27 protein-coding genes are annotated in these 19,086 nt (G+C 53.8%); 13 read left to right on the top strand and 14 right to left on the bottom strand.

The window, feature by feature from the left end; translation table 11 throughout:
* Positions 1 to 5: 5 nt before the first annotated feature.
* The 3 genes from WKJ04_RS02615 to WKJ04_RS02605 form a co-directional block, all read right to left on the bottom strand.
* Complete coding sequence (locus WKJ04_RS02615) at positions 6 to 1,625, bottom strand: response regulator (RefSeq protein ID WP_337878986.1); 1,620 nt, start codon at positions 1,623 to 1,625, stop codon at positions 6 to 8.
* A gap of 93 nt (positions 1,626 to 1,718) precedes the next feature.
* Positions 1,719 to 2,729 (bottom strand): MJ1255/VC2487 family glycosyltransferase, encoded by a 1,011-nt coding sequence (locus tag WKJ04_RS02610; RefSeq protein ID WP_337878985.1) that lies wholly within the window; start codon positions 2,727 to 2,729, stop codon positions 1,719 to 1,721.
* A gap of 10 nt (positions 2,730 to 2,739) precedes the next feature.
* The gene (locus tag WKJ04_RS02605; protein ID WP_337878984.1) at positions 2,740 to 3,321 is read right to left on the bottom strand and encodes a thymidine kinase; all 582 of its coding nucleotides are present in this window, start codon (positions 3,319 to 3,321) and stop codon (positions 2,740 to 2,742) included.
* Between the two features lie 131 nt (positions 3,322 to 3,452).
* Here WKJ04_RS02605 and WKJ04_RS02600 point away from each other — a divergent pair, with 131 nt between their 5' ends.
* The 4 genes from WKJ04_RS02600 to WKJ04_RS02585 all read left to right on the top strand — a co-directional run bounded on the left by WKJ04_RS02600 (position 3,453) and on the right by WKJ04_RS02585 (position 5,671).
* Positions 3,453 to 3,872, top strand: coding sequence for an MAPEG family protein (locus tag WKJ04_RS02600; RefSeq protein ID WP_337878983.1), 420 nt, complete (start codon positions 3,453 to 3,455; stop codon positions 3,870 to 3,872).
* Positions 3,873 to 3,902: 30 nt separating this feature from the next.
* Positions 3,903 to 4,343: a YqaA family protein gene (locus WKJ04_RS02595; protein WP_337878982.1), complete on the top strand. Its 441-nt coding sequence runs from the start codon at positions 3,903 to 3,905 to the stop codon at positions 4,341 to 4,343.
* Positions 4,340 to 5,209 (top strand): peptidylprolyl isomerase, encoded by an 870-nt coding sequence (locus WKJ04_RS02590; RefSeq protein WP_337878981.1) that lies wholly within the window; start codon positions 4,340 to 4,342, stop codon positions 5,207 to 5,209. Before WKJ04_RS02595 ends, WKJ04_RS02590 begins: the two co-directional genes overlap by 4 nt.
* Before the next feature lie 69 nt (positions 5,210 to 5,278).
* A complete protein-coding gene (locus WKJ04_RS02585; RefSeq protein ID WP_337841028.1) occupies positions 5,279 to 5,671 on the top strand; it encodes a DUF2750 domain-containing protein in 393 nt (130 codons plus the stop codon).
* A 59-nt stretch (positions 5,672 to 5,730) separates the two neighbouring features.
* Here the strand turns inward: WKJ04_RS02585 and queF are convergent, their stop codons facing one another.
* Positions 5,731 to 6,570 carry an NADPH-dependent 7-cyano-7-deazaguanine reductase QueF gene (gene queF, locus WKJ04_RS02580; RefSeq protein WP_337878980.1) on the bottom strand — a complete coding sequence of 280 codons (840 nt, stop codon included), beginning with the start codon at positions 6,568 to 6,570 and terminating at the stop codon, positions 5,731 to 5,733.
* A 54-nt stretch (positions 6,571 to 6,624) separates the two neighbouring features.
* Here queF and syd point away from each other — a divergent pair, with 54 nt between their 5' ends.
* A complete protein-coding gene (syd, locus tag WKJ04_RS02575; RefSeq protein ID WP_337879037.1) occupies positions 6,625 to 7,152 on the top strand; it encodes a SecY-interacting protein in 528 nt (175 codons plus the stop codon).
* Positions 7,153 to 7,161: 9 nt separating this feature from the next.
* On the opposite strand, the gene WKJ04_RS02570 is transcribed toward syd, so the two are convergent.
* Both WKJ04_RS02570 and WKJ04_RS02565 read right to left on the bottom strand, forming a co-directional pair.
* On the bottom strand, positions 7,162 to 7,932 hold the full coding sequence (locus WKJ04_RS02570) for a DUF2310 family Zn-ribbon-containing protein (protein WP_337878979.1): 771 nt from the start codon (positions 7,930 to 7,932) through the stop codon (positions 7,162 to 7,164).
* The gene (locus tag WKJ04_RS02565; RefSeq protein WP_337878978.1) at positions 7,932 to 8,213 is read right to left on the bottom strand and encodes a hypothetical protein; all 282 of its coding nucleotides are present in this window, start codon (positions 8,211 to 8,213) and stop codon (positions 7,932 to 7,934) included. Before WKJ04_RS02565 ends, WKJ04_RS02570 begins: the two co-directional genes overlap by 1 nt.
* Positions 8,214 to 8,370: 157 nt before the next feature.
* Between WKJ04_RS02565 and WKJ04_RS02560 the strand changes: the two genes are divergently transcribed.
* Positions 8,371 to 8,736 (top strand): DUF3192 domain-containing protein, encoded by a 366-nt coding sequence (locus WKJ04_RS02560; RefSeq protein WP_337878977.1) that lies wholly within the window; start codon positions 8,371 to 8,373, stop codon positions 8,734 to 8,736.
* A 21-nt stretch (positions 8,737 to 8,757) separates the two neighbouring features.
* Here WKJ04_RS02560 and WKJ04_RS02555 read toward each other — a convergent pair whose 3' ends face one another.
* Positions 8,758 to 8,985 carry a DUF2789 domain-containing protein gene (locus WKJ04_RS02555; protein ID WP_337841022.1) on the bottom strand — a complete coding sequence of 76 codons (228 nt, stop codon included), beginning with the start codon at positions 8,983 to 8,985 and terminating at the stop codon, positions 8,758 to 8,760.
* A 143-nt stretch (positions 8,986 to 9,128) separates the two neighbouring features.
* Here WKJ04_RS02555 and WKJ04_RS02550 point away from each other — a divergent pair, with 143 nt between their 5' ends.
* Positions 9,129 to 9,788: a GNAT family N-acetyltransferase gene (locus WKJ04_RS02550; protein ID WP_337878976.1), complete on the top strand. Its 660-nt coding sequence runs from the start codon at positions 9,129 to 9,131 to the stop codon at positions 9,786 to 9,788.
* A complete protein-coding gene (locus WKJ04_RS02545) occupies positions 9,789 to 10,109 on the top strand; it encodes a DUF962 domain-containing protein (protein ID WP_337878975.1) in 321 nt (106 codons plus the stop codon).
* Here WKJ04_RS02545 and WKJ04_RS02540 read toward each other — a convergent pair.
* Complete coding sequence (locus WKJ04_RS02540; RefSeq protein WP_337841019.1) at positions 10,106 to 10,402, bottom strand: DUF3301 domain-containing protein; 297 nt, start codon at positions 10,400 to 10,402, stop codon at positions 10,106 to 10,108. The two genes, WKJ04_RS02545 and WKJ04_RS02540, sit on opposite strands and share 4 nt — an antisense overlap.
* A 98-nt stretch (positions 10,403 to 10,500) precedes the next feature.
* Here WKJ04_RS02540 and WKJ04_RS02535 point away from each other — a divergent pair, with 98 nt between their 5' ends.
* From WKJ04_RS02535 to WKJ04_RS02515, 5 genes are all read left to right on the top strand, one after another.
* Complete coding sequence (locus tag WKJ04_RS02535; RefSeq protein ID WP_337878974.1) at positions 10,501 to 10,842, top strand: YqcC family protein; 342 nt, start codon at positions 10,501 to 10,503, stop codon at positions 10,840 to 10,842.
* Entirely contained in the window at positions 10,796 to 11,635 is an 840-nt protein-coding gene (gene truC / locus WKJ04_RS02530) for a tRNA pseudouridine(65) synthase TruC (RefSeq protein ID WP_337878973.1), read from the top strand. The genes WKJ04_RS02535 and truC overlap by 47 nt, the downstream gene beginning before the upstream one ends.
* Positions 11,632 to 12,072 carry a flavodoxin gene (locus WKJ04_RS02525; protein WP_337878972.1) on the top strand — a complete coding sequence of 147 codons (441 nt, stop codon included), beginning with the start codon at positions 11,632 to 11,634 and terminating at the stop codon, positions 12,070 to 12,072. Before truC ends, WKJ04_RS02525 begins: the two co-directional genes overlap by 4 nt.
* Before the next feature lie 74 nt (positions 12,073 to 12,146).
* Entirely contained in the window at positions 12,147 to 12,368 is a 222-nt protein-coding gene (locus WKJ04_RS02520) for a bacterioferritin-associated ferredoxin (RefSeq protein ID WP_337878971.1), read from the top strand.
* A 104-nt stretch (positions 12,369 to 12,472) separates the two neighbouring features.
* On the top strand, positions 12,473 to 13,363 hold the full coding sequence (locus WKJ04_RS02515; RefSeq protein ID WP_337878970.1) for an aspartoacylase: 891 nt from the start codon (positions 12,473 to 12,475) through the stop codon (positions 13,361 to 13,363).
* Between the two features lie 37 nt (positions 13,364 to 13,400).
* Here WKJ04_RS02515 and gloA read toward each other — a convergent pair whose 3' ends face one another.
* The 6 genes from gloA to rsxC are packed head-to-tail and all read right to left on the bottom strand — an operon-like array spanning position 13,401 to position 19,086.
* The gene (gene gloA, locus WKJ04_RS02510; RefSeq protein ID WP_337878969.1) at positions 13,401 to 13,802 is read right to left on the bottom strand and encodes a lactoylglutathione lyase; all 402 of its coding nucleotides are present in this window, start codon (positions 13,800 to 13,802) and stop codon (positions 13,401 to 13,403) included.
* A 53-nt stretch (positions 13,803 to 13,855) separates the two neighbouring features.
* Positions 13,856 to 14,488, bottom strand: a complete 633-nt coding sequence (nth, locus tag WKJ04_RS02505; protein ID WP_337878968.1) for an endonuclease III — start codon at positions 14,486 to 14,488, stop codon at positions 13,856 to 13,858.
* Positions 14,488 to 15,183 (bottom strand): electron transport complex subunit E, encoded by a 696-nt coding sequence (locus tag WKJ04_RS02500; protein ID WP_337878967.1) that lies wholly within the window; start codon positions 15,181 to 15,183, stop codon positions 14,488 to 14,490. The genes nth and WKJ04_RS02500 overlap by 1 nt, the downstream gene beginning before the upstream one ends.
* Positions 15,180 to 15,812, bottom strand: coding sequence for an electron transport complex subunit RsxG (rsxG, locus tag WKJ04_RS02495; protein ID WP_337878966.1), 633 nt, complete (start codon positions 15,810 to 15,812; stop codon positions 15,180 to 15,182). The genes WKJ04_RS02500 and rsxG overlap by 4 nt, the downstream gene beginning before the upstream one ends.
* Complete coding sequence (rsxD, locus tag WKJ04_RS02490; protein ID WP_337878965.1) at positions 15,812 to 16,876, bottom strand: electron transport complex subunit RsxD; 1,065 nt, start codon at positions 16,874 to 16,876, stop codon at positions 15,812 to 15,814. The genes rsxG and rsxD overlap by 1 nt, the downstream gene beginning before the upstream one ends.
* A complete protein-coding gene (gene rsxC / locus WKJ04_RS02485; protein ID WP_337878964.1) occupies positions 16,873 to 19,086 on the bottom strand; it encodes an electron transport complex subunit RsxC in 2,214 nt (737 codons plus the stop codon). Before rsxC ends, rsxD begins: the two co-directional genes overlap by 4 nt.

The following is a 19,086-nucleotide window of genomic DNA, read 5'->3' as shown; positions in this document are numbered from 1 at the left end:
CTTTTTTATATCATCTGTTCAATTTGTTTACGGATGTACTGGTAACGCTTGCGCTGATCTTTTGGCAGCTCAGCTTCCTGCTCAATCACATTCATGCATTTATGCGCCAGAAACAATAAGTCTTCGTTCAGGCGGCCACGCTGACTGATGGCCTGCAACAGGTTCAAGGCAATATTGACATTGGCTGGCATGGCTTTTTGCGCTTCAATAAAATAGCTGATCGCTTCTGAGTACGAGCCTTGGCTATATGCCTCAATACCGGCGTTATGGCTCGACAGCATGGTACTGCGCTTTTGCGAGTACTTCTGCTGTTCGGACAGCAACATGGTGCTGATGGCTTTGTGGTACAGATCGGCGCTTTGTGATTGCGAGTTCAGCGCTTCCATATAATGGTCGCTCATCGCCAGATTGCCGCTTTCAAAATAAGCTCTGGCTCTGTCCAGCAACCCTGATGCACTGGGGGCTTTGAGCTGACTTAAATCTTCACTTTTTTTCAGATACTGCCGGGCTTGATCGGCTTTGCCTTCCAAGGCGGCCACCCGTGCATCCAGCACCAGTTTATCGGCTTCATAGGTGCTTGGATGAAAGCGCTTTTTGATGTCTTTCAGAAAATGTTCTACCCGCTGCAGCGTCTGGCGGCGCTCGCCGGGCTTTTGCTGTTGCGCCTGCTGCACCAGGGCCCGTGCGTAGTTCAGCATATTGTCGGCCGTATCATGAATGGAATAGCGGGCCGCTTCGAGTAAACGGCGGTGAATTTGCACTGCCAGTTCAGGCTGATTATTGACGACAGCCAGGTTGGCCAGCACATGCTGGCGCAGGTAGTTTTTCGGTGAGGCATCGGCGACGGTGCGCACTGTCTCAAAAGCCTGCTCCAGTTTATGTTGGCTCAGGTACAGACGGGTCAGCCAGTCCAGTGCTTCAATCCGGGTTTCATTCTGTTCGGCCAAATCGAGCAGCATCTCTTCGGCCTCCTCGCTTTTATCCAGGTAACCTTTGGCTACAGCCAGGCCCAGTTTGGCCCACGCCAGCTCCCGATCGTCCAGTTTATGCTGGTACAGCTGTTCAGCCTCACTGAAACGGCCGAGTTTGACCAGCAACTCGCCTTTGAGCCGGATGATGTAATTGCTGTGTTCGGGGTGGGCCAGTTCTGCTTCATCACAGCGTTGTAATGCGGGTTCAAACTGCTCATCGGCAATGGCCTGATAGGCATCTTTCAGGCTGTGTTTTATATGAAAGGCGCGGTCAATACGGCGTTGCAGTTCGGCATAACTGAAAGGTTTCAGCAGGTAATCGTCAGGCAAAAACTCGATCATGCCGTACACGGCCTGGCGCTGACGTTCGCCGCTGATCACAATAAAGCAGCAGGATGGCTGCAAACAACGCTCGGCTTTCATGGCTTCAAACAGCTGATAACCGTCGCGGCCTTCCCCCAGATTGTAATCACAAAGCACAAAATCAAAGTCGTGACGCCGACAGGCCGCAATGGCCGTTTCGGCATTGCGGGCAAAGATCATCTGCTCAAAGCCTATCAGCGTCAGCATGCTGCGCATATAAGCGATGACCTGCTCATAATCTTCAATGACCAGCACTTTTTTGCTGCGGTAAAAGCTTTGTTTCGATGCCACGCTGCAGTCCCTGTTTAACCTGGACCAGACTACCACAAAGTTATAGCTTGTCTGCAGCCGAAATATGTTACAAGGTTAGTTTTAACCTGTTGTTTACCACCAGCTTTTTGGGTCGAGCGAACTGGCTTCAGCCCCTTGGGCTATCCAGGTGGCGAGTCGCTTGGCCACGTTCGGGTACTGCACCTGCTGATAGAGGGCATCGCTGTGCAGCCAGTGGCCAATCTGCTGGCTGTTCAGTTGTGGCAAGGCACTGCCAAGCGCCAGCCTGGTCAGTGCCAGCGCATTGGATTCCTGTTCCATCTGGCGCAGCAAAGGCTTCACCAGAATACGCTTTTTCAGCTGCAAAGCTTCACTGACCAGCTCAAAACCGGCGTTGCAAAGGACAAAAGTACAGCGGTGTAAGTCCTGTTTAAAATCGGCCAGGCAAGGCGGGGAGGTTGAGATGTGACCCAGGTCTGCTTTGAGCAGGCCTGGACCATAGAGCCGGAATCTGAAACCTGTCAGGGGACGAAGCCAGTTCAGCACCTGTTCTGGCGCTTCAAAGGGCAGATACACCAGCACCAAATCGGCTTCAGGCGGCGGAGTATGGGCATCAAGATCCACAATTGGCGGCAGAATGGGTTGACCGAAATGGTGCCAGTGCAGGCCTATTTGTTGCTCGGCTGGCGCATAATGCCGGAATACACTGCGACTGATCCAATTGTCATGCGTCATCGGGATCGGATGTAAAAAGGCATACTGGTGACCAAAGGCAACGGCTCGAACCTGTTGACGACGCGCAGCCAGCGCTGTGACGGGCTCAAAATCGGTCAGCACCAGGTCATAGCTGCGACAATCCAGTTGGCGCACATCCTGCCACAGCTGGAAAGGGTGAGATTGCAGCGCAGTTTTCAGGTAATTGACCTGGCCTTGTTCAGTAACAAAACTCAGACCGGTACGGGTTTGATAGCGGCCGAATTGCTCCATATCAAACAGCTGGTCAGCTGGCCGGCCGGAAAACAGGTAATCCACCTGCACACCCTGCTGTTGCAGGTATTTGCCCATGGCCCTGGCTCTGCTGATATGACCGTTTCCAGTGGCCTGAATTCCATACAACACCCGCATTCATGCTCCGTTAGTCCCGCCAGACCAACTCCTTAAAATGGGCCCGGCACATCGAGACGTATTGATTGTTCCCACCTATCTGCACCTGGCTGCCGGTCGTCGCCGGCTGGCCATCTTGGTCCAGCCGCACCACAAAGTTGGCTTTACGGCCACAGTGACAGACTGTTTTTAATTCAATCAGTTTGTCGGCCCAGGCTAACAGAGCCTGACTGCCGGCAAAGGTTTCGCCGAGAAAGTCGGTGCGCAGGCCAAAAGCCAGCACTGGCACTTTCAGTGTGTCCACCACATCGGTCAGCTGACGGACCTGGTTTTTACTCAGAAACTGGGCCTCATCAATCAGCACACAATCCAATGGCCCTTCGGCAAGCAGGGCCCGGCAATGGCTGACAAAATCAAAACCGGCATCGAAAATCTGCGCGTCCATCGACAAGCCGATACGTGAGCTGATTTTGCCCACCCCAAACCTGTCATCAATAGCTGCAGTAAACAGGGCCACTTGCATGCCACGTTCCTGGTAGTTGTAAGCGCTTTGCAGCAGTGCCGTCGATTTACCGGCATTCATCGCCGAATAATAAAAATACAATTGCGCCATCGCGTCATTCCTTCTGAAAGTCCGGCGCACTATAACAAAAAACCAATCTAGCGGGGGAACATGACAGAATCACGACAAGCACGTACACTGCGTGCAATCTCAACAAGCTCTGGTGTGGAGTAACAAAAAAGATGGATAAGTGGCTGTTTGGTTCTGTGCTGGTGCAGGTGGTGCTGACGCTGGCTGTGATGGTGCTGATGGGACGGCGCCGTTTTGCCGCTGCACGTAATAAAGAATTTCCGCTGCAGGCTTTTCGTACCATGAATTTGACGGGGGCCAACGAAGCGGTGATCACCGCCAGCCGCAACTTTGACAACCAGTTTCAGTTGCCGGTGCTGTATTTCGCCGCTGTGGCTTTGACTTTGCCTGCCGGGCTGGCGGAATGGCCGCTGGTGCTGTTGGGCTGGAGTTTTGTGTTAAGCCGGCTGGCCCATTGCGTGGTTCATACCGGCAGCAATAACGTCAGGTTAAGATTCAGCCTGTATTTGCTGGGGGCTGTGTTTTTACTGCTGTATTGGCTGAGGCTCAGTGTACTGGTGTTGTTTGCTTAACCCAGTCTGCCGGGAGGCGGTGTAGCGCTGATGGGGTCTGAACTGCTGGCGTACGCCAGTCTGGCGCTGAGCGCTCTGGTATCGGCCACTCTGTTGCCGTTGGGTTCTGAGTTGGTGCTGATGGGCCTGTTGCAGCAAGGGTATGTCCCACTGCTGCTCTGGTGGGTAGCGACACTGTTTAATACCTTGGGTTCAGTGCTGAATTGGTATCTTGGCCTGAAGCTTAGTCTGTTTCAGCATAAAAGCTGGTTTCCTTTTAGCCCCGCACAACTGCAAAACGCCAGCACTCAGTTTCAGCGGTATGGCCTTTTTAGCCTGGTATTTGCCTGGTTACCTGTCGTTGGCGACCCATTGACATTGATAGCCGGAGTGCTCCGGACGCGTTTCCTTTGGTTTTTCCTGCTGGTTGCGACAGGCAAAGGCCTGCGGTACGCTGCAGTGATCTGGTTCTTCCCTTTGGAGATGACATGAAAAAATGGATACCACTGGCGTTGCTGGCTGCAGGTCTGACGCTTGGGGCGGCCTCTGCGCAGGCACAAAATAAACCTACCAACTGGCAGACGCTGCCGCAGCAGGATTTATTGTATCTGGACACTGATCAGGGCACGCTGGTGATCCTGCTGGCCAGCCAGTTTGCACCGCGTCATGTTGAGCGGGTGAAACAACTGACCAAGGCTGGTTTTTATGACGGTGTCAGCTTTTACCGGGTGATTGAAGGTTTCGTCGCTCAGTTTGGTGTACCGGAGCACGAATGGGGCAAACGGGCCCAACTTGAACCGATGAAAGCCGAATTCAGCTGGCCGGTGCGGCCTGGTGATGACTACCTGCTGGTGCAGAAGCCGGATTTACTGGCCGAAGAAACCGGCTTTAATCAGGGCTTTGCGGTGGCTCGGGAAAAAGGCCAGGAATGGCTGGTGCATTGTGCCGGTGTAGTGAATCTGGCGCGTGCCAATGAGCCAGACACCGGGGTGGCCGATTTAGCCATTATGATGGGGCAGGCGCCGCGCCACCTGGATAAAAATATGTCGGCTTTGGGCAAAGTGGTGTGGGGCCAGTCGGTGCTGAACCGCATCCGGCGTGGTGACACTCAACAAGGCGGTGTGATTTCCAATGCGGCGCAACGTACCCAGATTAAAAGTGCCCGGCTGGGGTCGGATTTGGCCGCAGACAAGCAGCTGCCACTGGAGTGGATGAACACCTCGGGGGCCGAATTCACCCAAGGACTGGCGGAGCGACGTTCGCGCACCCATGTATTTTATCAGCACAAAGGCAATGGCAATATTGATGTCTGTTATCCGCAGGTACCAGTGCGTCTTGCGGTCACCACAGCACCATAAAATTCGCTGGCGGGGCAGGCCACTTTCAGTCATGATACGCGCCTTTTCTGGCGCCTGAGGGGACAACCGATGAACTATGAATTAACAGCAGACGATCTGAACAAACTGGCTGAACTGGATGCAGAGCAGCGTTATGACTATTTCGTCAACGCCGTGGCTGATACAGAGCAAATCTGGATCCTGGTTGATGAAGAAGGTTTTGTGCTGGTGGACGCCGACGATGAGCGTTGTATTCCGGTCTGGCCTCATGCCGAGCTGGCAGAGCAGTGGATTAACGGCGACTGGGCTCAGTGTCAGGCGCAGGCGGTGGACGTGGCCGTATGGCTGGACAAATGGACGGCGGGTCTGAACGGTGACGAGCTGGCTATTGCCGTATTCCCACACGCACAACAACCAGGTGTGGTGATTGGCCCTGAAGAGTTTGCTGAAACGCTGATTGAAGCGACAGAAGACAACAACTAACTCTGAGTTTCCAATAAAAAAAACCGCCGTTTCGGCGGTTTTTTTTATTGGTGGACCTACTATTGCCTGGTCAGACGGAACTGCGGCACATCGGCCTGGCCTGAGCTTCTGAACGGATTAATATCCAGTCCACCCCGCCTGGTGTAACGGGCATACACAGTTAAAAATTCCGGGGCTGCCAGTTGCCAGAGATCGGAAAAAATCCGCTCGACACATTGTTCATGAAATTCATTGTGGCCGCGGAAGCTGATCAGGTACTTCAGCAGGCTGGCATGCTCCAGTGCCTGGCCCTTGTAGTGAATATACAGGCTGGCCCAATCGGGCTGGCTGGTGATCAGGCAGTTGGATTTCAGCAAATGCGAATGCAGTTTTTCTTCCACCAGAGTGGCGTTAGGTTGAAGTTGCAACAAAGCCGGATTGTAATCGTACTCGTCGACCTCGATATCCAGCTCATCAATACAGCGGCCAGGCAGCCAGGTCGGCTGGAAGGCGGACAGCTCATTGACATTGTGCAAGGTCACCTGCACCGAACCACCGGCACAGCGACTTAAGTCGTCACGCAAGGTGCGGTAGAGCTGACTGATATCGGCAAATTTGCTCTGATTTAAACTGTTCAGATACAGCTTAAATGACTTGGATTCAATCAGGTTGGGTGTATCAAAAGGCACCACAAAAGTGGCCAGCGCCACCATAGGTTTGCCTTTGGGGTTCAGCCAGGACAGCTCATAACCATGCCAGATATCCTGGCCGGTAAAAGGCAAATCAGCCGTTAAACCAATGGCCTGACGGCCCAAACTGCGTGGCACGCCCTGCAGCAGCGTCGGGCAATACTGGTCGATGTAAGTGGTGCTCTGGCCCAAGGTCAAACCGGCCAGTGCTTCTGTCTGGATTTTTGTCATCTGTGCGGGAACCAAGTTAGAATGGCGGCAATTTTAGCACAGAAGTGAGTTGTGATGCCGAGCGCCTTTCTTGTTCAGTACCAGCAGTTTATCGAAACTTACCTGCAGAAATACCCAGAGCTCTGGACCTGGGCCGATCCGGCGCAGTGTTCTCCTTGCCAGTTTGGGGAGGTCCTGGATCAGCAGGTCAGGTGGCAGCCTGTAGCGCAACAGCCCTTGCTGGATTTTTCGGCGCTGGAACAGGCACTGGCGCTGCCTTTCCCACAGCAGTTAAAAGAGTTTTATGGCGGCTGGCTGGGCGCTGGTTTGTCGGTGCAACATGAACGTGGCGCTGTGGAGTTGCTGATGGCCTGGCACCAGGCCGACTTTGAACGGCTGCAACAGAATATTATTGCGCACGTGCTGATGAAACGGCGGCTGAAACAGCAGGAGACGGTGTTTATCGCGGCCACCGATGACGATGATTACCTGATTTCCATTTTGCTCAGCACTGGTGAAATTTATCTGGAACAGGTGGGCCGGGAAGTCAGCGATTGCCTGGCGCCGGATCTGTCACAGTTTTTGACGCAACTGCGGTTTTGACGCCACCTCTCAACTGCATTCAAAAGCGATATTGGACAGCAGCTGGCAACGTTCACAGCGAAAATCAAACAGCTGGTGCCAGGGCTGCTCCAACCGCCACTGGCCGCCACAGCCAGGACACAGTTTGTGCGCTTCGCTGGCACAATCGGTGCTGCTGCCACTGTACAGGTAGTAATACACAGGCTTGTGTAATTCGGTGCTGAGCGCCCGGGCCTGGCGGTAGCCCATTTGATTCAGTGCACTGCCAAACTGTTGCAGGCTGAGCTCTGCCTGGCGTGGCAGCACCCGGTGTTGTTGCATCTGTATTTCATCCAGTGCCTGGTACTGCAGTTGCCAGCGGATCAGCGGTTCAAAATCATCTGCCCCCCGGCGCAGCCGGTACAAAGGGACGGGGGCAAAATGTTCGGCGCAGTAGAGGACGGAATTCATTGCACTGAAGCTGCAAAACTGGATCAGCGCTGCTGTTTCATTGGCCGGTGCAGTGTGGTTGGACATTAAATCCTGCCCAAGCAAGTGGATTTTTGGGTAGCCCAGACCCGCAGCGGCCAGCTGCTGCAATGCCTGCAGACCACGCTGACTATGAAACTGCTGGTGCAGTGCTTCAGGTTCGGGCAACACCACCCGGCTGTGAAAGCCCTGCTCAGTCTGGTAGGTTGGAAATTCACGGCCCAGCAACTGGCCCTGAAAAATCAGCGACTCCAGGTACTGACGAATGGCCTGTTCAGCCTGGCTCAGGCTGGTGTCGGCTATCAGCACAAATTCAAGTTCAGCCACCCACATCAGGGCGCCAGCTTCTGCAGCAGCAGATCCAGTTTGGCTTCAATCCGGTTCAGTTGTTGCTGCAAATCGCTGGCTTCAGCCGAAGCCGCAGCTGGAACTGCGGGGCCTACATCCGATTCGGCTGTGACTTGCCCATTGCGCCAGGCCTGATACGCCTGCAGCAAGGCAGGGCTCATTGCTAGGTGGCCCAGCCGGCTTTTGATCAGCGCCAGGCTGGGTTCTTTGCCTTCCTGCTGCAGGGCTTGGGCTGCTGCTGCGACTTGTTGGGATAATTGACTCATAAAGATTAAGATCCGGCTAATTTATGGTGAAATTTACCATCTGACTTGATGGTTTCACCAGTGTCTTAGGGTATATTATTGATTTTATTGAGGTTATATTTTTGGCCCGGGCTTTGCTTTGTTCCGCTAACTTTTTAAAACGACAAGGGAAAGCTCAATGAACTATTTAAAAGTAATTACTGTGGCCTGTGCGATGATGGCGTTGTCCGGTTGTGTGGTGGCCGTGGGGGGGCATGACGGTGACGACAGTTCAAAGTCAGCCTGGCGCAAAACACAAAAACACAACAACCAGGTGATCAGTAATTTGCAAACAGGGACGTCACTGGACAGCGTGCGGAGCCAGTTAGGAACGCCTGATTTCAGTGAATCTTTCACCAGCAACGGTGCTGACACTGTGGTGTTGTTTTACCGCACCCAGCATGAGCATAGCGATGGTGAAACCAGCAAAGATGAATGTACGCCGCTGATTTTCCGCAACGGCCTGTTAACAGGGTGGGGAGATAAAGCGTACCGCCAGTTGTAACCGCAATACGGACTCAGTGTGCTAGCGTAGCAGCACACTGAGTTCATCTATGATTTCTGACCAATCGGCATCGGCTTTGAGTTGTTCGGCCAGAAAAGCGGCCTGGGACTGATCCCAGAATGGCGCCCGTTCAATCGCCAGGTCGGGGGCCAGCTTGTGGTGTTCGATAAAGTTACGCATGCTTTGTTCTGAATTATCCAACCCCAGCTGCGCAAATAAACTGGGTAAGTCATGATTGATCTGGTGCATACCGCGACTCCTCTTGTTGTCACTCTGATGTATTTTGAACTCTGCTCTAACTATAGCCAATTCAACCCTGCCCCTGAAAAAACCTTGCCATTGGCAAGAATCTGCTTCACTGCTATGGTGTATAAAAACCAGAGGATAGTTCCATGACAAGTCCCGTTCCTTTAGATCTCAATAGCTTAAAAGCCCGTGTATTGGAGGCTGACGAGTTAAAACTGGCGGCCTCCCTGTTGTATCAGGCTTATCACGATGATCCGGTGTTTATGGACATCTTCAATGCCGAAAAAGCCGATTACGAGCAGCGTCTGCGTGCCACCATTCGTGAAGAACTGAATTTATTCTGGCAGGAGCAGCAACCGGTGATCGGCCTGTTTCAGCAGGAGCAGTTACTGGGCGTGGCCTGTGTGGTGGAGCCGGATTCCCCGCTAAGCGGTGACAGGTTCTGGCACTGGCGCCTGAAAATGTTGCTGACGGCAGGTTATGTGTCGATGAAGCAGTTGCTGGACAAAGAACAGCGTATTCACGCCGCCATGCCGGTGCAGCACTACCATATGCTGGCCTTTATTGCGGTGGCACCGGCTTATCAGCATTCAGGTTTGGGGCATTATTTACGCCATGCGGTGGATTCAGTGGTGGAGCAGGACCCGAATTCGCTGGGGGTCGGCGTGTTTGTCACGCTGGAGAAAAACCTGAAGTTCTTCAGTGACGATCATTACCAGAAAATTACCAAACTGAGTTTTTCCAAAGTGTCCGGTACCCTGATGTTCAGACCGCGGCAGACGTCGCCGTTAAAAGTGGTGGATTAGATGAGTCAGTTTAAAAGTTTCGCTGAATTTTACCCTTATTACCTGTCGGAACACCGCGACCCGCGCTGCCGTCAGATGCACTACGCCGGCTCGACCCTGGTGCTGTTGTTGCTGGTGGGTATTGCCTGGAGTGGCGCCTGGCGTTACTGGTGGTTGCTGTTGCTGGCGGGTTATGGCTTTGCCTGGGTTGGGCATTTTAAGTTTGAGCGCAATAAACCCGCCACCTTCAAATACCCTTTTTACAGCCTGCTGGCAGATTGGGTGATGTACAAAGATTTTTTGACCGGGCAGCTAAACCAGAAGCTGCGCCGGTTAAATTAAATTCGGTGGGGGGGCAGCTGAAAACTCAGGTAACGCAGGCCGGATAAACGCAGCTCGCCCTGATAACGGCTTTCACCGTCACTGGAAAAATCCACTTTGTAGCGGGTGAACCAACGGAATCTGTTGTCAATTCGGCTGAACTGATGGCCGTCACGGGCACATTCCAGAAATTGCAGTTGTTGCTGTTTGCAGAGCTGACGCGCCAGTTTTTCGGCCACTTCGTCTTGCTTGCGTTGTAATAAAAAGGTGTAGGCCAGCGCCATCACCGCCAATAATAACCAGACAAAATCCATCAGTTTCTCCTTTTATGCCGGGGAATAATGGCGACAGCAGCGCCCCTTTGCAAGGGGGGGCTGCGGCTGTGATACACTGCGGTCTTTTTGGAGGACCTATGAACCCGCAGGCAGCCTTGTTACTCGACCAGATTGAAGCAGAGCTGAAAGCACTGCAGTTATGGAGTTTGAACCCGCCAGACGCCGCTGCGCTGCAAAGTACCATGCCCTTTTGTTACGACACCATGCCCTTACAACAATGGCTGCAGTATGTATTTTTGCCCCGTATGCGGGCTTTGCTCGAAGGTGGTTTGCCATTGCCCGGTCAAATCAGTGTCTGCCCTATAGCGGAAGAAGCCTTCCAACCTATTGATGATGCCAAGCTGGCACTGATTAACCGTATCGGGGATTTGGATGAACTGCTCAGCGGACAACGCCAGCAACAAAGCCGCCGTGACTGAGCCGCTGAAGATTTTATACCGGGATGACGCGCTGGTCGCCATTGATAAACCCTCCGGCTTGTTGATGCACCGTTCTTTCCTGGATAAACACGAAACCGAATTTGCACTGCAAAAGCTGCGCGATCAGATAGGTCAGCATGTGTTTCCGCTGCACCGGCTGGACAGGCCAACCTCCGGTGTGTTGTTGTTTGCCTTGTCAGCCGATACGGCCAGGCTGATGACAGAGCAGCTGACCGCCAGGCACTGGCAAAAGTATTACCTGGCGCTGTGCCGGGGGTTTTTCCGGGCGCCGGGTTTACTGGATTACCCGCTGAAAGAAGAGCTGGATGCCATTGCCGATAAAAAAGCGGACCAAGACAAAGACAAACAACAGGCGCAGACGGCCTTCTGGCCCCTGGCTCAGGTGGAATTGCCCATTGCAGTGGGGAAATACCAGGCGGCCCGTTATTCACTGGTATTGGCGCAGCCGTTGACCGGGCGTAAGCATCAAATCCGCCGGCATCTGGCGCATTTACGTCACCCAGTGGTGGGCTGTGTGAACCACGGCGAAGGCCGGCATAACCGGCTGTTTCGCGAGCATTTTGACTGCCACCGGCTGGTGTTGCATGCAGCCAGGCTGGAACTGATGCATCCACTGACCGGTTTGCCGCTGCAGATTGATGCACCACTGACAGATCTGGCATCCTTGTTTTCGCGTTTGGGATTTCAAACCGACTGGTCCTGGTATCAGCAGCAAATGCTGAACTGCCAGCCAGCGTTAGCCCAGCTATCTGCATTAGGAGAGAACGGATGAAGAAAATCGCCATTATGGTCGGCACTGTGTACGGCGGCGCTCAGTATGTGGCTGAAGAAGCGGAAAAAATTTTGCAGCAAAAAGGCTATCAGACCTGGCTGTCGGTCGAACCCAAACTGAACGACCTGCTGGCCTTTGCGCCGGATATCTGGTTGGTGATCACCTCCACCACAGGCCAGGGTGATATTCCGGACAACCTGCTGCCGTTTTTTATCGACGTGAAAGACCGTTTCCCGTTACTGACCGGCAAAAGCTATCAGGTGATAGCGCTGGGCGACCGGGGTTATGGCGACACCTTCTGTGGGGCGGGCAGGCAATGGGCGGAACTGCTGGCTGAATTGCAGGGCAGGGCGCTGGCACCGACACTGGAAATTGATGCGGGCGAAACCCTGCAGCCGGAAGATCTGGCGTTGCCTTTTATCACTGAAAAGTTCTGATGCGCTGCTTTTAGCTATTGATAACCATTCTTGATTAGATTAAGATGCGCTCACTGAATCAAAGTGAGTGCATTATGTACGTTTGCCTGTGTAAAGCTGTCACCGACAAAGCCATTCGCCAGCAAGTTGCTGAAGGTGCCACCAGTATGCGTGAAATCCGCAAGCAACTGGGGGTGGGCAGCCAATGTGGTCAATGTGTCTGTGAAGCCAATCAGGTGTTCAGTGAAGCCTTAAACAAATACGCCGCGTTACAAATTCCCTGCCTGGTGCTGAGCGAAACCCGTCCTGCCGCCTGAGTTGAATTTTTATATTCATTTTTTGCATTTTTATTAAATAAGCTGCAATTTCATCTGTTTAGCGGCATACTAGGGCCATTCTGTTTGCGTTGAGGACTGCATCTATGACCCCTATCCGCACTGTCGCCATTGTTGGTGGTGTACACGGCAATGAATTCTCCGGTATTTACGCGATTCGCCGCTACCAGCAGCAACCAGAGCTGATCCAGAGGCCCAGTTTTTCGGTATCAACCTTATTTGCCAACCCGGAAGCGCACCATGCCAATAAACGTTATGTGCACAGCGATTTAAACCGGCAGTTTAAAACAGCCGACTTGAATAACCCGGCGCTTGCTAACTACGAACAAAGCCGGGCCAAAGTGATAAACCAGCTGCTGGGCCCAAAAGAAAACCCAAAAACTGATTTGGTCATAGACCTGCACAACACCACCAGCAATATGGGGGCATGCCTTATCATGACGCAGGCCGGGCCTTTTTATAACCAGCTGGCTGCTTATGTCAAAATGCAGATGCCAGAAGCCATTATTTCGCGTGATGAAGACCATTTGGCCCGTGAGGATCATGCGCTGTTGTGTACTTTGGGCACCTATGGGGTCATTGTGGAAGTGGGGCCGCAATCCCAGTCGGTGCTGCGTCAGGACGTGCTGGAGCAGATGCACGACATGACCCGGCATATTCTGGATTTTGTGGAGCTGTACAACACGGGCGCTTTACCACCACTGCCAAAACGCACTGAAGCTTATCTGTATCTGCGCAGCATTAAACTGCCGGTGAACGAAAAAGGCGAGCGTCTGGGCATGGTGCATAAAAATGTGCAGGACAAGGACTACCAGGCCATTCATCCGGGCGATCCGATTTTCACCTTGTTTGACGGCACCGAAGTGCCTTACGACGGCGACAGCGTGGTGTACCCGACCTTTATTAACGAAGCGGCCTATTACGACAATAATCTGGCGATGTCACTGAATGACAAAGTCTGGATTGAGCTGGACTAACGTGATTGGGGTCAGAGTAGTACTCTGACCCCAGCCTTTAGAGTTGGTTGTAGCTGGCTTTTTTCTGAATAAGCTCAATGGCGTAGTTATCCGGATCGCGGACAAAGGCTATTTCTGTGGTACCACCTTTCACCGGGCCGGGTTCACGGCTGATCACCCCACCTTTGCTGCGAATAAGCTCACAAGCCGCATAGATATCTTCCACTTCCAGTGCAATATGACCATAAGCATTGCCTAAGTCGTAACTTTCTACACCCCAGTTGTACGTCAGTTCCAGCACTGCGCCTTCGCTTTCTGGCTGAAAGCCAACAAAAGCCAGGGTGTATTTGTATTCGGTATTTTCTGAGGTGCGCAGCAGCGTCATGCCCAGCACCTCAGTGTAAAACTCGATGGAACGCTGCAGGTTTCCCACCCGCAGCATGGTATGCAGCATACGCATGTCAAACTCCTTGGTTTGTGCGCCAGTCAGGCGCTTTAGTCAGTGTTGTCGGCCTAGTCGGCTTTGTCAGCAAACTCGCATAGATCTTCAATCAGGCAGCTGCCACATTTAGGCTTTCGGGCCACGCAGGTATAGCGGCCGTGAAGGATGAGCCAATGGTGCACATCCAGTTTAAATTCAGCCGGCACCACCTTCAGCAGTTTCTGTTCAACTTCGTCGACGTTTTTGCCCGGCGCAAATTTGGTTCTGTTGCTGACCCGGAAGATGTGGGTGTCCACCGCTATGGTTGGCCAGCCAAAGGCTGTGTTCAACACCACATTGGCGGTTTTGCGGCCAACACCGGGCAAGGCTTCTAAGGCTTCGCGGTTTTCCGGTACCTCACCCTTGTGTTTATCCAGCAAGATACGGCAGGTTTTAATCAGGTTTTCGGCTTTGGAGTTAAACAGCCCGATGGTTTTGATGTACTCTTTCAGACCGTCCACACCAAGGTCCCAGATCTGCTGAGGCGTGTTGGCGACAGGAAAGAGTTTGCGGGTGGCTTTATTGACGCCGACATCAGTGGCCTGGGCCGACAACAATACAGCGGCCAGCAATTCGAACGGTGTGCTGTATTCGAGCTCTGTGGTTGGTTTGGGGTTATTGGCCCTCAGCCTTTCCAGTATTTCGCGTCTTTTATCTTTATTCATCAGTTGCTTACGTGAGTAACCCGGGCGCGGGATATTTTCTGTTCAGCCGGTTTGGCGCGGGCTTTGGCACGGATATCCAGCTGGTTTTTCCCGGCGATCAACAGGCCCATTACCAAAAAAGCACCGGGTGGCAAAATGGCCAACAGCATGGGGTTTTCCGGCGAAAATAGCTGTACTGTCAACACTTTGGCCCAGTCGCCCAGCAACAAATCAGCGCCTGCAAACAAGGAGCCTGAGCCCACCAGTTCACGTACGGCACCTAAAGTACAGAGCACCAGCGCAAAGCCTGTGCCCATCATCAGGCCGTCAAAGGCGGCAGGCCCCACCGAATTTTTGGAGGCATAGGCTTCAGCCCGGCCAATCACAATGCAGTTGGTCACAATCAGTGGAATAAAAATGCCCAGTGCCTGGTACAGGTTGTACATCCAGGCATGCATCAAGAGCTCGATCACTGTCACCACCGAAGCAATCACCATGACAAAAATAGGAATGCGGATTTCATTCGGCACAAAGTTTCGGACCAGTGACACCACGGTATTGGTGCTGAGCAGAACCAGCATAGTGGCAAGGCCAAGGCCTAAAGCGCTGGTCAGACTGGTGGTCACCGCCAGCAAAGGGCAGAGGCCCAATAACTGCACCAGGCCGGGGTTGTTTTGCCACAAGCCCTGGCGGACTATGTCTTTGTAGATGCTCATTTGGCTGCTCCGCAGTTGGCTGGCAGTTGCGCCAGTTCCGGGTGTTGCTGAATGTAAATAGCCGCATTTTTTACAGCCTTGACCACAGCCCTGGGCGTAATGGTAGCACCGGCAAACTGGTCAAACTGGCCGCCATCTTTTTTCACCGCGAAGCTTTTATCGTCGGCCGAAGCCAGCACCTTGCCAGCGAAACTCAAAATCCAGGGGTGACGTTTCAGTTCAATTTTATCACCCAGGCCAGGCGTTTCTTTGTGCGCCAGCACCCGCACCCCAAGCACTGTCAGCTCCGGGCTGATAGCGGCCAGCAATTCGATATTGCCGCTGTAGCCATCGGGCGCCGTGGTTTCCACCAGGTAAGCTTTTACGACCCCTTGCTGCTGGTAGCGGTAAATGCGCTGTGCTGCAGCTTTGCCCAGCAACACTGTGTCTTGCGCCAGCACGCAGCTTTGCAGAATATCGCTGTTGCCTTTGAGCTCTGGTAATACTTCCACCAGGGTGTTGAGCTTATTCTGCTCCTGTTGCCTGGCTATTTCCTGATAGGTTATTTGATTCACCACAGCCACCGCTAATACGCAGCTGATAGCCGCCACGCCAAGGATCAGCGCATTTTTTCCGATGAATTTCAGCATTAACGGCCTCCTTTGGCCTGATGGCCATAAGTACGGGGGCGGCTGTAATAGTCAATCAGCGGCACTGTCATATTGGCCAGCATCACGGCAAAAGCCACGCCGTCGGGATAACCACCAAAACTGCGGATCACAAACACCAGCAGACCAATCAGGGCGCCAAACACCAGACGGCCTTTGTCTGTGGTGGACGCCGAGACCGGATCGGTGGCAATAAAAAAAGCGCCCAGCATAGCGGCACCGGAAAACAGCTGAAACAGCGGGCTGGCGTGGGTATCGGGCGAAATCAGCCAGGCGAGCAGGCTGCAGCCGAACAGGGTGCCCAACATGGCAACTGGAATACGCCATTGAATCACTTTTTGCTGCAGCAAAACCAAACCACCCACTAAATAAGCCAGGTTAACCCAAAACCAGCCTTCTCCGGCGCCATAGGCAAACACAGATTTTTGTTGGCTTTCGCTGGTGGTGAGGCCTTTGCTTAAATCGGTACGTAAGGTATCCAGCGGGGTGGCCATACTCAGGCCATCGGCATCCTGCCGTAACTGGCTGGTGCTGTAGCCGGCGCAGCTGTAATTGGTGAAGATGGCGCAAACCGCATCCGCCGGGTTTAAGGCTGTGGATTGCAGTGGCGCGGCTGGTAACCAGCTGGTCATCGGCTGGGGAAAGGACACCAGCAACATCACATAGGCCGCCATGGCAGGGTTAAACAGGTTATGGCCCAAACCCCCATAAAGTTGTTTCACCACCACTATGGCGAATACAGTGCCAATAACCACCAGCCACCAGGGGGCGTAAGACGGAACAGACACCGCCAACAGGACGGCGGTGACCAATGCACTGTAATCATTCAGCCTGAGCTGAACCGGTTTGTTGCGAAGCACAAGCACCGCAGCTTCCGCCGCCAGAGCGGTGACAATAGCCAGCAACAGCTGCACCAGCACGCCATAACCAAACAACCAGGCCTGCACCGCAATACCCGGCAGGGCGGCTAAAACCACCCAACGCATCAGGCTGCTGGTTTTTTTCTGGCTGTGATGATGTGGGGAGCTGGCTACTCTGAAACTCATGATGGTTCGTTATCCTGTGCTTTTTTGGCTTTGGCCCTGGCAATAGCGGCGGCTATAGCCGCTTTTTTCGCCGCAGCCGGATCCGCGCTGGCAGACGTTGTTTCAGCCATTGCTGGCGCTGGCTGTTTGACTGCTGGTGTTTCTGAATCATCCGCCGCAGCGTCCGCATTCACACTGTCCGCAGACTGCTGCGCTTTTTTCGCTTTGGCACGGGCTATAGCGGCAGCCACCGCGGCTTTTCGCGGATCCTCCGCCTCTGCTGCGGCTGGTTCAGCGTCCTTGTCTTCTGGGGCTGGTGCAGGCGCTGCGTCATCATCAGACTGCTGCGCTTTTTTCGCTTTGGCACGGGCTATGGCGGCAGCCACAGCCGCTTTTCGCGGATCCTCCGCCTCTGCTGCGGCTGGTTCAGCGTCCTTGTCTGCTGAGGCTGGTGCAGGCGCTGCGTCATCAGACTGCTGCGCTTTTTTTGCTTTGGCACGGGCTAACGCGGCAGCAATAGCCGCTTTGCGTGGGTCTTCCGCTGTCGGGGCCTCAGGTGCTGCTGTGGGTGGCTGTGCGGCTGCCTCCTGGGTCGCGGCTTGTTCTGCGGCGCGTTTTTGTTGCTGGTAGGCCAGCGCCTCGGCTTTACGCCGTTCCCGTTCGGCCTGCACTGCGGCTTTGTCCAGTTCAGGCTGCGGCTGTTGCTGCACCCGCTCCAGCGCCTGTTGCACTTTAGCGGCAGCGCTGTCGGCTTCACCTTTGGCCTGTTGCGCCGCCAGGCGCTGGGCCGCCAGTTGCTGGTTTTTCTCCAGCCGTTCCTGTTTTTCCCGTTCCAGTCGTTCGGTGCGGGCATCAAAGCGTGCTTTGGCCTGTTCGGCTTTCAGCTCCTCGCGCTGCGTTTCGCGGATCTCGGCTTTGGCAACGCGGTAGTACTGCACCAGCGGAATTTCACTTGGGCAAACATAAGCACAGGCGCCACACTCAATACAGTCCGACAGGTTGTATTCTTTCAGTTTGTCCTGATCCCTGGCTTTGCTGTACCACAACAACTGCTGTGGCAACAGGCTGGCCGGGCAGGCGTCGGCACAGGCACTGCAACGGATGCAATCCATTTCATGCTGGGCGGCCGGCAGTTCGGCTTCAGTGGGGGCCAGAATGCAGTTGGTGGTTTTCACTACAGGAATACGCCAGTCGGCCAGGGTAAAGCCCATCATAGGCCCGCCCATAATAACCCGTTGTTGTTCCCCGGCCTGAAAGCCACAGGCACTGAGCAAATCACTGACTGGGGTGCCAATCAGGGTCAGCATATTCTGCTGCTGATTCAGGGTGTCCCCTGCGACCGTCACCACCCGGTGGATCAATGGAATATCGTCCAACACAGCCTGAGCTATCGCAAAAGCAGTGCCGACGTTTTGCATCACAATGCCAATATCGACAGGGCGGCGGCCTGCCGGCACTTCTTTGCTGGTCAGCAGCCGGATCAGCTGCTTTTCACCGCCGGACGGATATTTGGTTGGCACTTCGCGCACGAAGATATGTTCTTTCTGGCCAATGGCCGCTTTTAATGATGCCGCGGCAATAGGTTTGTCGTCTTCAATACCAATCAATACCGCTTTGGGGTTCAGCAGCTTCATCAGAATTTCAATGCCGGCCAGAATATCGCTGGCACGCTCCTGCATCAGCAGGTCGTCTGCGGTAATGTAAGGCTCACATTCCACCGCGTTAATAATCAGGTAGTCGACTGGCTGTTTGGCGCCGAGCTTCAGATGGCTGGGGAAACCTGCACCGCCCATACCGGCGATACCGGCATCCTGAATACGTTCGAGCAGACTGAATGCATCACAGTGATCCGGGTCCAGAGGCTGGCGGGGCCGCCATTCATCCAGACCATCCGGTTCCAGCACCAGTGTTGGCTCCGGCAGTGCCGAAGGGTGCGCACTGGGGTGCAGTTCAATAGCTTTGATCAGGCCCGAGGTGGGGGCATGCACAGGCACCGCCATGGCATTGCTGGCTTTGGTTAAAGCCTGGCCTTTTAACACCCGCTCTCCCACTTTCACCTGCAACTGGCCCGCCACCCCAATGTGCTGGCGCAACGGAATATACAACTGCGCCGGTATATCCATCAGCGCAACGGGTTTATGGTTGGTCCTTTCTTTGCGGCTGGGCGGGTGAATACCGCCGTGAAAATCCCAGAGTTCACCGGCTTGAATTTGCTGAAATAAGGTACCCAA

The sequence above is a fragment of the Rheinheimera sp. genome (genome assembly GCF_037442345.1).
In the GTDB taxonomy this organism is placed as follows: Bacteria; Pseudomonadota; Gammaproteobacteria; order Enterobacterales; family Alteromonadaceae; genus Pararheinheimera.
The sequence above is the reverse complement of the archived record's forward strand: the minus strand, read 5'-3'. Positions and strand labels throughout refer to the sequence as shown.

Excerpts from the sequence above, each read along its gene's own strand:
- WKJ04_RS02610 (WP_337878985.1), bottom strand. The coding sequence starts at position 2,729 with ATGCGGGTGTTGTATGGAATTCAGGCCACTGGAAACGGTCATATCAGC.
- WKJ04_RS02605 (WP_337878984.1), bottom strand. The coding sequence starts at position 3,321 with ATGGCGCAATTGTATTTTTATTATTCGGCGATGAATGCCGGTAAATCG.
- WKJ04_RS02600 (WP_337878983.1), top strand. The coding sequence starts at position 3,453 with ATGGATAAGTGGCTGTTTGGTTCTGTGCTGGTGCAGGTGGTGCTGACG.
- WKJ04_RS02595 (WP_337878982.1), top strand. The coding sequence starts at position 3,903 with ATGGGGTCTGAACTGCTGGCGTACGCCAGTCTGGCGCTGAGCGCTCTG.
- WKJ04_RS02590 (WP_337878981.1), top strand. The coding sequence starts at position 4,340 with ATGAAAAAATGGATACCACTGGCGTTGCTGGCTGCAGGTCTGACGCTT.
- WKJ04_RS02585 (WP_337841028.1), top strand. The coding sequence starts at position 5,279 with ATGAACTATGAATTAACAGCAGACGATCTGAACAAACTGGCTGAACTG.
- queF (WP_337878980.1), bottom strand. The coding sequence starts at position 6,570 with ATGACAAAAATCCAGACAGAAGCACTGGCCGGTTTGACCTTGGGCCAG.
- syd (WP_337879037.1), top strand. The coding sequence starts at position 6,625 with ATGCCGAGCGCCTTTCTTGTTCAGTACCAGCAGTTTATCGAAACTTAC.
- WKJ04_RS02570 (WP_337878979.1), bottom strand. The coding sequence starts at position 7,932 with ATGTGGGTGGCTGAACTTGAATTTGTGCTGATAGCCGACACCAGCCTG.
- WKJ04_RS02565 (WP_337878978.1), bottom strand. The coding sequence starts at position 8,213 with ATGAGTCAATTATCCCAACAAGTCGCAGCAGCAGCCCAAGCCCTGCAG.
- WKJ04_RS02560 (WP_337878977.1), top strand. The coding sequence starts at position 8,371 with ATGAACTATTTAAAAGTAATTACTGTGGCCTGTGCGATGATGGCGTTG.
- WKJ04_RS02555 (WP_337841022.1), bottom strand. The coding sequence starts at position 8,985 with ATGCACCAGATCAATCATGACTTACCCAGTTTATTTGCGCAGCTGGGG.
- WKJ04_RS02550 (WP_337878976.1), top strand. The coding sequence starts at position 9,129 with ATGACAAGTCCCGTTCCTTTAGATCTCAATAGCTTAAAAGCCCGTGTA.
- WKJ04_RS02545 (WP_337878975.1), top strand. The coding sequence starts at position 9,789 with ATGAGTCAGTTTAAAAGTTTCGCTGAATTTTACCCTTATTACCTGTCG.
- WKJ04_RS02540 (WP_337841019.1), bottom strand. The coding sequence starts at position 10,402 with ATGGATTTTGTCTGGTTATTATTGGCGGTGATGGCGCTGGCCTACACC.
- WKJ04_RS02535 (WP_337878974.1), top strand. The coding sequence starts at position 10,501 with ATGAACCCGCAGGCAGCCTTGTTACTCGACCAGATTGAAGCAGAGCTG.
- truC (WP_337878973.1), top strand. The coding sequence starts at position 10,796 with ATGAACTGCTCAGCGGACAACGCCAGCAACAAAGCCGCCGTGACTGAG.
- WKJ04_RS02525 (WP_337878972.1), top strand. The coding sequence starts at position 11,632 with ATGAAGAAAATCGCCATTATGGTCGGCACTGTGTACGGCGGCGCTCAG.
- WKJ04_RS02520 (WP_337878971.1), top strand. The coding sequence starts at position 12,147 with ATGTACGTTTGCCTGTGTAAAGCTGTCACCGACAAAGCCATTCGCCAG.
- WKJ04_RS02515 (WP_337878970.1), top strand. The coding sequence starts at position 12,473 with ATGACCCCTATCCGCACTGTCGCCATTGTTGGTGGTGTACACGGCAAT.
- gloA (WP_337878969.1), bottom strand. The coding sequence starts at position 13,802 with ATGCGTATGCTGCATACCATGCTGCGGGTGGGAAACCTGCAGCGTTCC.
- nth (WP_337878968.1), bottom strand. The coding sequence starts at position 14,488 with ATGAATAAAGATAAAAGACGCGAAATACTGGAAAGGCTGAGGGCCAAT.
- WKJ04_RS02500 (WP_337878967.1), bottom strand. The coding sequence starts at position 15,183 with ATGAGCATCTACAAAGACATAGTCCGCCAGGGCTTGTGGCAAAACAAC.
- rsxG (WP_337878966.1), bottom strand. The coding sequence starts at position 15,812 with ATGCTGAAATTCATCGGAAAAAATGCGCTGATCCTTGGCGTGGCGGCT.
- rsxD (WP_337878965.1), bottom strand. The coding sequence starts at position 16,876 with ATGAGTTTCAGAGTAGCCAGCTCCCCACATCATCACAGCCAGAAAAAA.